At 62.6% G+C, this 7,264-nt stretch carries 7 protein-coding genes; 2 read left to right on the top strand and 5 right to left on the bottom strand.

Annotated features, from left to right (window positions below; all coding sequences use genetic code 11):
* The first annotated feature begins 148 nt into the window (after window positions 1-148).
* Window positions 149-1,120 carry an RHS repeat-associated core domain-containing protein gene (locus C8258_RS31350; RefSeq protein ID WP_369974857.1) on the top strand — a complete coding sequence of 324 codons (972 nt, stop codon included), beginning with the start codon at window positions 149-151 and terminating at the stop codon, window positions 1,118-1,120.
* Window positions 1,121-2,331: 1,211 nt separating this feature from the next.
* Here C8258_RS31350 and C8258_RS31345 read toward each other — a convergent pair.
* Genes C8258_RS31345 through C8258_RS31330 form a run of 4 tightly spaced genes read right to left on the bottom strand, consistent with a single transcriptional unit; the run spans window position 2,332 to window position 5,403 of the window.
* A complete protein-coding gene (locus C8258_RS31345; protein ID WP_106958211.1) occupies window positions 2,332-3,105 on the bottom strand; it encodes an ESX secretion-associated protein EspG in 774 nt (257 codons plus the stop codon).
* Between the two features lie 28 nt (window positions 3,106-3,133).
* Window positions 3,134-4,438, bottom strand: a complete 1,305-nt coding sequence (locus C8258_RS31340; RefSeq protein ID WP_106958210.1) for a hypothetical protein — start codon at window positions 4,436-4,438, stop codon at window positions 3,134-3,136.
* Window positions 4,439-4,443: 5 nt separating this feature from the next.
* The gene (locus tag C8258_RS31335; RefSeq protein WP_106958209.1) at window positions 4,444-4,824 is read right to left on the bottom strand and encodes a hypothetical protein; all 381 of its coding nucleotides are present in this window, start codon (window positions 4,822-4,824) and stop codon (window positions 4,444-4,446) included.
* A gap of 27 nt (window positions 4,825-4,851) precedes the next feature.
* Window positions 4,852-5,403, bottom strand: a complete 552-nt coding sequence (locus C8258_RS31330) for a DUF3558 domain-containing protein (protein WP_106958208.1) — start codon at window positions 5,401-5,403, stop codon at window positions 4,852-4,854.
* A gap of 136 nt (window positions 5,404-5,539) precedes the next feature.
* On the opposite strand from C8258_RS31330, the gene C8258_RS31325 reads away from it, so the two are divergent.
* Complete coding sequence (locus C8258_RS31325) at window positions 5,540-6,397, top strand: SDR family oxidoreductase (RefSeq protein ID WP_158271336.1); 858 nt, start codon at window positions 5,540-5,542, stop codon at window positions 6,395-6,397.
* Here C8258_RS31325 and C8258_RS31320 read toward each other — a convergent pair.
* The gene (locus tag C8258_RS31320) at window positions 6,391-7,248 is read right to left on the bottom strand and encodes a hypothetical protein (protein WP_146161380.1); all 858 of its coding nucleotides are present in this window, start codon (window positions 7,246-7,248) and stop codon (window positions 6,391-6,393) included. The genes C8258_RS31325 and C8258_RS31320 overlap by 7 nt on opposite strands.
* Between the last annotated feature and the right edge of the window lie 16 nt (window positions 7,249-7,264).

Genomic DNA, 7,264 nt, shown 5'->3' with positions numbered 1-7,264 from the left:
CGAGATCTACACTTCTAGCTTCGTCGGCAGCGTCAGATGTGTATAAGAGACAGCCCCCGCATCCCTCCCCACCAACCACGCCCCGGACGCATCCACGCCAGTCCCAGGACAGACTCCGGACGGTCGGCGCGAGTACGGCAACAACCTCCTGATCCGCAACGGACGGACACGGTACTTCTACGACGCGGCCGGGCGTCTGATCCGGAAGGAGGTCACGCGGCTTTCGCGCAAGCCGGACATCTGGCACTTCCGGTACAACGGGTTCGATCAGCTGACGGATGTGTATACGCCGGGAAAGGAGTGGTGGAGGTACACCTATGACGCCCTTGGTCGACGATCATCCAAACACCGCCTTACCGATGAAGGCGGTTCCGTCGAACATATCTCCTACCTCTGGGACGGCGACCATGCCATCGAAGAGACATCCGTCGGCGGAACGTTTCATTGGGCGTATGAGCCCGGCAGCTACGTCCCACTGACACAGGTGGTTCGCAGTCAGGTCGGGAACAATTTCGTCGCCATAATTACCGATCTTGCCGGAATGCCGACCGAGCTGATCGATCCGCTCTCACCTGTAATCGCTTCTACAGGGATAACGACCCTGTGGGGCAAAACCACCTGGTCCTTCGCTGCGCCGACAGCCTTGCGCTTTCCCGGTCAGCACCACGATCCAGAAACCGGCCTCCATTACAATCATCACCGCTACTACGACCCCGAGACCGCGCGATACCTCACGCAAGACCCACTCGGGTTGGCGCCCGCACCGAATCCCAACAGCTATCCGGCCAACCCGCTGGCCTGGTCGGATCCTCTAGGCCTGACGCCTTGTCCGAACAGCGGAAAGAGGCCCGCCAAGGGCGGATTGACCCATGCTGGACGTGAATACCAGAAGCACATGGGCAGAGGTGATCTCCCTACGGTGCCCGGAAAGGAGTTGGATAGCGCAGGTCAAGGCCTACTAGAGCGGATATTCAATGATCCCAATGCGCGGATAGTTCCGGTAACTGGAGGGAACTTCCCCGGCGGTACTCGATACATCGTCAAGGACCCAGCGGGCGGCAGAGACCTTGGTATTACATTCGATGCAAACGGAAATTTCCAATACTTCGGAAGGTACTGACGTGATTGAATCCGCTGTCCCATGGAGCTCTGCCGACACTATTGCCCAACACCTCGCCGAGGTGATTCGAAGGTCGTCAAACCATCCGTTGGCTGAAATCTACTACAGCTGTCTGGCAGGAACAGATGTACCCGATTCCCGTTGGGCCGGCCCAGTGCACGAAGTCGATATGTCGTTGCATTTGGTACTCAGCAGTGGTGATGTCATTTCCCTCAACTGGACCATGGACGGCTTGAACGAGGGTCTCGACCTCTCGATCACGAACGAGCTACCACCACGGTCAGGAGCCGAACAACTTATTGACGTGTCCCGAGTCGGTGCATGGAGCGAACACCTGGGAGACACCATCGACTCCATACAGCCGGTGTGGCATACACCGAACACGGGCTGCCCGGAGGCTGTCTGGTCTTATCGTTTCGATTTTCACTCCAGTCCCTCTCTGACAACTTCTCTGGGTCAAGAGACCGACGGAAAAATATCATACCTGCCCGACTCGATCGTTGTGATATTCAACTCCGACTTGTCTGCAAATTATCGCATTCCCGCGTCAAAGCGATCAGCGTCGGGGTTTTAAGGACGACCACTGCTCCCGCAATGGATTGTGCGAGTTATCGACTGATCTCATAAACCGGTCGGAACGTTTGTATCGGAGAGCTTCATGCCGACTTCAAGAGTCTTCGACGGGCGCAGGATATCCATTACCTCGATCGCAAACGTCACCGACGAGTGCGATGAATTGGAATTTCGAGCCGAGGGTGAGGCGACTCCGATTGTGGTTGTCGGCGAACAGGATGAATCGAGACATGATTTACTCCGGGGCTACCTTTGAGGATGTTTTCGAAAATCTCCAGGCAACAAAGGCCGTAGCGACGCGGGTGCCCCTCGCATTCCTATCTACATTATGCGACGCGACCGGCGCTCCGATCTCAGACATACGAGAGAACGTCCTTTCGCAATTCGATTCCAATGTGCGTCCGGTAGTAGGTGCCAGCGTGATCGAACTCTCCTGGCAGCCTTTCGTCGAAGGCTGCAGGCTCAATAGCCCGCGAAAATGCCAGCAACCGAACGACTTTCGTCTGGCAGCGCCAAGCGACGCCATGGCTTCCGGAACAAAATCTCACTCTCCTGCGACTGGGATCGCAGAGAATAATCCATCCCGCAACCACTCTCGATCGCATCGAGCAGTGGCTAGACGAATGAGGATCCGCCGATCAGGGGCGCGGATGCACTCCGTCGCGTACCTCTGCGGTGGTGCGGGTGATCATGTCCCGCACCTGTGCGGTCATTCGCCTGGAATCGGTCGGTTTGATGCGAAGGATGCGGTCGCCGAAGATCGCGTACCGGCCGTCGTCCAGGAAATCGGTGATCTGAAAGTCCTTGCGGCCCTGCGTATGCCGATTGTCGGGACTGCCCCACGGGTAGGCGGCGATGTGGAAGGTCGCGGTGGTCGGGCGTTTCAGGAAGCGGGCCAGCTGTTCCTTCGGTCCGACGACCCAGGGATCGCGGACGTGGGCTTCGGGGGTTTCCAGATCTTCGACCGGAATGTTCAGCGATTTACCTTGCCCCTCAGCGCATTCGGGCAGCTCCGCGATCACCGCGGCGGCCACCCGATCGGATTCGAGAACGGTGAGGTGTACCGTGCCGCCGACCGTATCCTCCGGTCCCGGTTCCTGCACCGCGATCGCGCCGTGGCGATCCCGCACGGCGGCGTGGACGCGGATCCGGTGTTCACGGCCGCGCCCGCGGAACCCCGCGATCTCGATGCGGACCTCGGGATCGAACAGCACCCGGATCGCGCGGTCGAGATCCTCGTCCCATTGCGGCAGCAGGACCTGCGCGATGCGCTGTCGCGTGCGGTTTACATCCTCCAGCGTCGGTTCGGCGGTGAACCGGTGCGCCAGCGGGTACGGCAGCACATCGCGCCCCGTCGCATCCCACAGCACTCGGAACTCGGCCGCATCGAACCGCCATCTTCTGTCGCTCATCGCACCGAACTCCTACCCACAACCGCCACTACTCGCCGATGACCGGAGGAACGGTCTTCGGAAGCTGCGGGATACCGGTCAACTCGTCACCGTTTTCCTGGTTGATCAGGTAGTCGGCGACGCTCTTGGTGCGCTCTTCTTCCTTGTCTCCCTTGCCGCGCCCTGCGCCGCCCATGCCTGGCATACCACTGGCGCCGGCCCGAGCCGCCGAGGCCGCGGCGCGTCCGCCGGCTCCGGCCAGCGCACCCGGCTGGACTCCGCCGGGCACACTGCTGCCGTGTCCGTTGGGGCCGTTTGCCCCGCCGAGGCCACCGCCGAGACCGCTGCCGCTACCACCCGGCAGGGCCGAACCGGAGGAGCCGAGCGAGCTCTGGCCGAGACCGGAAGGGGTCGTCGCCGACGAGGGATCGGTGCGGGCCTGATCGCCGGCATTCTGCGAGCCGTCCGATTGGCCGTTCCCGGACGGATTCGTCTGTGATGTCTGCGAATTCGAACCCTGACCGTTCTGGTTCTGATTACCCGGTTCGGGCTGGTTCGCGTCGTGCGTACCGCCGGGGCCGGACGGTCCGGGACCGTTGCCGCCCGGGCGCCACGAGGACGGCGGCGGCTGGTCGCCCGGCCCGGCCGGATCCTGCGTGTTCGGTTTCGGAATGACCGGGACGCCGGTATCGCTTTCGTGGACGACCGGGGCGTAGACCGTGGTCAACACTCGTTTGGCCTCGGTATACGCATTGTTGTACGCCGTGACATCGTCTCGCCAGCCCTTGCCCACAACGAGATTCACCGCGTTGCTGACTCCGGACCGGTGGCCCGGCACATGCGGCACCAGCGATTTCGTCGGCGCCAGGCCCGTCGCCAGCTCCGCCAGCTTGTTACTGGTCAGCGCAGCGGCTTTGGCGACCTTGGACGCCTGCGAGGTGTAGTCCGTCACCGCCTTCGCCGCGGCATTGCGGGACTGGCCACGCCAGATGCCCTCGTTGGTGGCCTTGCTCATTGCCTGCTGGAACGTCGTCAACGAGGTGGTCTCCTGGGTGCCGATCTTGTTCCAGGCATCCCTGAGGTTGTTGACCGCCTCCAGGTCGATCTTGTCGACCTTCTCGCGCAGGGTAGCGAGGTCGTGCCGTTCGAAGTTGTCGGTGGTCTGCACCGACGGCGTACGGAAATCGCCCTCGAAACCGATTGCGCGGGCGTCGTTTCGGACGCCGTCGCGCGTGGTGTTGAACTTGCCCTGCAATTCGTACGGATTCTGGATATGCGAGGGATCGCGCCCCTGCGTCCAGTTCGTAAGAACCTCACCGACGAATGAGCCGAACCCCTCCGGCAAATAACTCATGACGACTACCTGCCCGCCGGGTCGGTGGCTGCGATCTGCGCGGCGTTGCCGACATCCTGGCCGGTGAGGTGCTTGATGGACTGCGCCATCACCTCGCGCATGTTCTTGACGGTTTCGATGTGGTCCTTGATGACCTGGTCGACCGAATTCGGTTCGCCGGTGGCCTGTTTCAGGTAGCCGCCTTCGAGGGCGTGGCCCATGTCGAAGTCGCCGAAGCCGGAGACCCGCTGAGTCAGTTGCGCGACATTGAACAGCCCTTGAAGCTCAGTCAGTCGTGTGTCGCAGGCCGCGAGGCACTCACGAGCAACGGCTTCGTTGTCCAGATACAGTTCGCCGCCGCGCGCTTGCTCAGCGAACTTCTTCCACGTCTCTACTTCACCGGCCATGGCTGTTCCTCCCCTTCTGGTCGACAATCACTCCGGCAGCAACGGGACGAGCACTTCGCCGACGTTGTGCAGTGTGGCGCACGGATCACCCGGATTGTCGACGATGAGGCTGTTGGTGATCACTATTTCGACGATGCCCTGCTGAGCAGCGAAAACGGCGTCGCACGTGTCGTTCTTCGATGCACCTGCGACCCGATATTGCTGTCCCTTGCGACCGGCAAGTACTACATCCTGAAAGTCGACGTTGCCCTCTTTGTTCTGGATCTCCTGCAGGGAGCGCTTACCCGAGAGGACGTTGACGGTGTACTGCTTCCCCTTCCAGCTGCAGATCTCCCATCCGCTCTGATGCACCCCCGCGATCCCGCTCTCCTTCGTCGCAGGATCCACCCCCGTCTTCTGCAACACGTCATCCGGAATCTGCGTACAAGGATCCCACAACTTCACCGCCGCAGCGCTGGTCGTGGACCCGCTCCCCCCGTCGTCTCCGCTGTTGCATGCGCCGAGTATGGGCACGACCGCCGCCAGCAGAACTATCGCGAGTCGGCGAGCAGCCACCGTCCGCCCCCTTCGGTTGATCATGCTTGCACCTGGTCGGGCGACTTTATCAAATCGGTTCAACCGGACGGGGTGGTCGAGACGCCCCCTAGGGTGCCTAGCGGCGCGCGGAAAAACCTCTATTGTGAACAACAGTGTTCGTAAACAAGGGGAGACCACGATGAAAGATCTGACCGGCCGGAAGTGCCTGATCACCGGCGCGGCCAGCGGGATCGGCCGGGCGACCGCGATCGCTGCCGCGGCGGCGGGGATGCGATTGGTGCTGACCGATATCGATGCCGACGGACTGGCCGAGACGGCCGCCCGGATCCGCGCCGGCGGGGGTGAGGTGCTCGAGGTGCAGGTGCTCGACGTCTCCGACTACGAGGCGGTGACCACGTGGGCGAAGCGCGTGCACGAGGAGTACGGCAGCCTCGACGTGGTCATGAATATCGCGGGCATCGCCACCTGGGGCACGGTCGAGAACCTCGAACACCGGCATTGGAAGTCGATGGTCGATGTGAATCTGATGGGCCCGATCCACATCATCGAGAACTTCGTGCCGCCGATGGTGGCGGCGGGGCGCGGGGGGCACCTGGTCAACGTCTCCTCGGCCGCGGGGCTGCTCGCCCTGCCGTGGCATGCCGCCTACAGCGCCGCGAAATTCGGGCTGCGCGGAGTGTCGGAGGTACTGCGATTCGACCTGGAGCGCCACGGCATCGGCGTGAGCCTGGTGGTGCCGGGCGCGGTGCGCACGCCGCTGGTAGGCACCGTGCAGATCGTCGGGGTGGATCGCGACGATCCGCGGGTGCGGCGGATGGTGAAACTGTTTGAGGGACACGCGGTTTCACCGGAGAAGGTCGCCGACCGGATCATCGCCGGCATCCGGCACAACCGTTTCCTGGTGCACACCTCGCCCGATATCCGCGTCGGCTACTGGTTCGCCCGCAAGTTCGCGTGGCCGTACGAGCTGGTGGCGCGAATTGCCAACCGCGAGTTCAGCAAATTGCTGCCGGCGCCGGCGCACGGCACTCAGTAGTGCGTCACACAGACCACGAAACGCCTTTCGTTGTAGACGAATCCGCGATCACCGTCGGAGCAGCTGTTGACGTCGGTGGTGCCGTTCTTGATTTCCACCACGCGCACTCGGCCCGGCGCGGCGGTGGCACAGTCGACGGGAGTGGGACTGCCGTCGGCGATATTCATGCACGCGCCGGTGACCCAGTTGAAGTCGAGGCAGAGCGTGTCGGTGGCACCGCCGGGCAGCGTCTCGGCCACCGAGCGGTCGGCGTCGGCCGGGCAGTGCGCGCCCGCGACCGCCTTCGCGGTGATCTTGTAACGCGAATCCGTACTCGCGCAGGCGGTTTTCTGCACCGGAGCGCCGGCGTCCGGCTTGGCGACGACCGCGGCCACACAATCGCCGACGGCCACGGTCTCGCCCTCGTGCTTCTGATCGGCGCCCTTGTTCAGCACCAGCGGCTCGTCCGATGCCGAGGCGGTGACGCCGGTGACGGTCGGCTGGGCGGGCGCCTCGACGGCCACGGGCGCGACCGTCGTGGTGGGTGACACCGCTGCCGCGGCACGTGTTTCGTCCGAATCATGCCTCCCGGCGGTGAACGACAGCGCGGCGGCGATGAGACATGCCGCCGACAACGCAGCGGCAATCACGAAACCCGTCAGGGTGACACCGGCTTGAACACGTCGGCGCGACACGTACTCGTCCTCCAGAGCGGTAACACTTCGAACCACCCCGAACGATGATCGAAGAACACTTGCGGATTTGCAGACCTCGCAAATGCTTACACGATCCGGGCGTTCGCGTCGAGGCGGCGGCGGGGCCCGACGCATCGAAAATAAAAAGGTTTCTTTTTCACTAAATTCCTTGATCACAATCGCGCAACAATGC

The organism is Nocardia sp. MDA0666 (assembly GCF_003023875.1).
GTDB classification, from domain to species: domain Bacteria; phylum Actinomycetota; class Actinomycetes; order Mycobacteriales; family Mycobacteriaceae; genus Nocardia; species Nocardia aobensis.
Note: the sequence above shows the minus strand (reverse complement) of the source record. Positions and strands in the feature narration are given on the sequence as shown.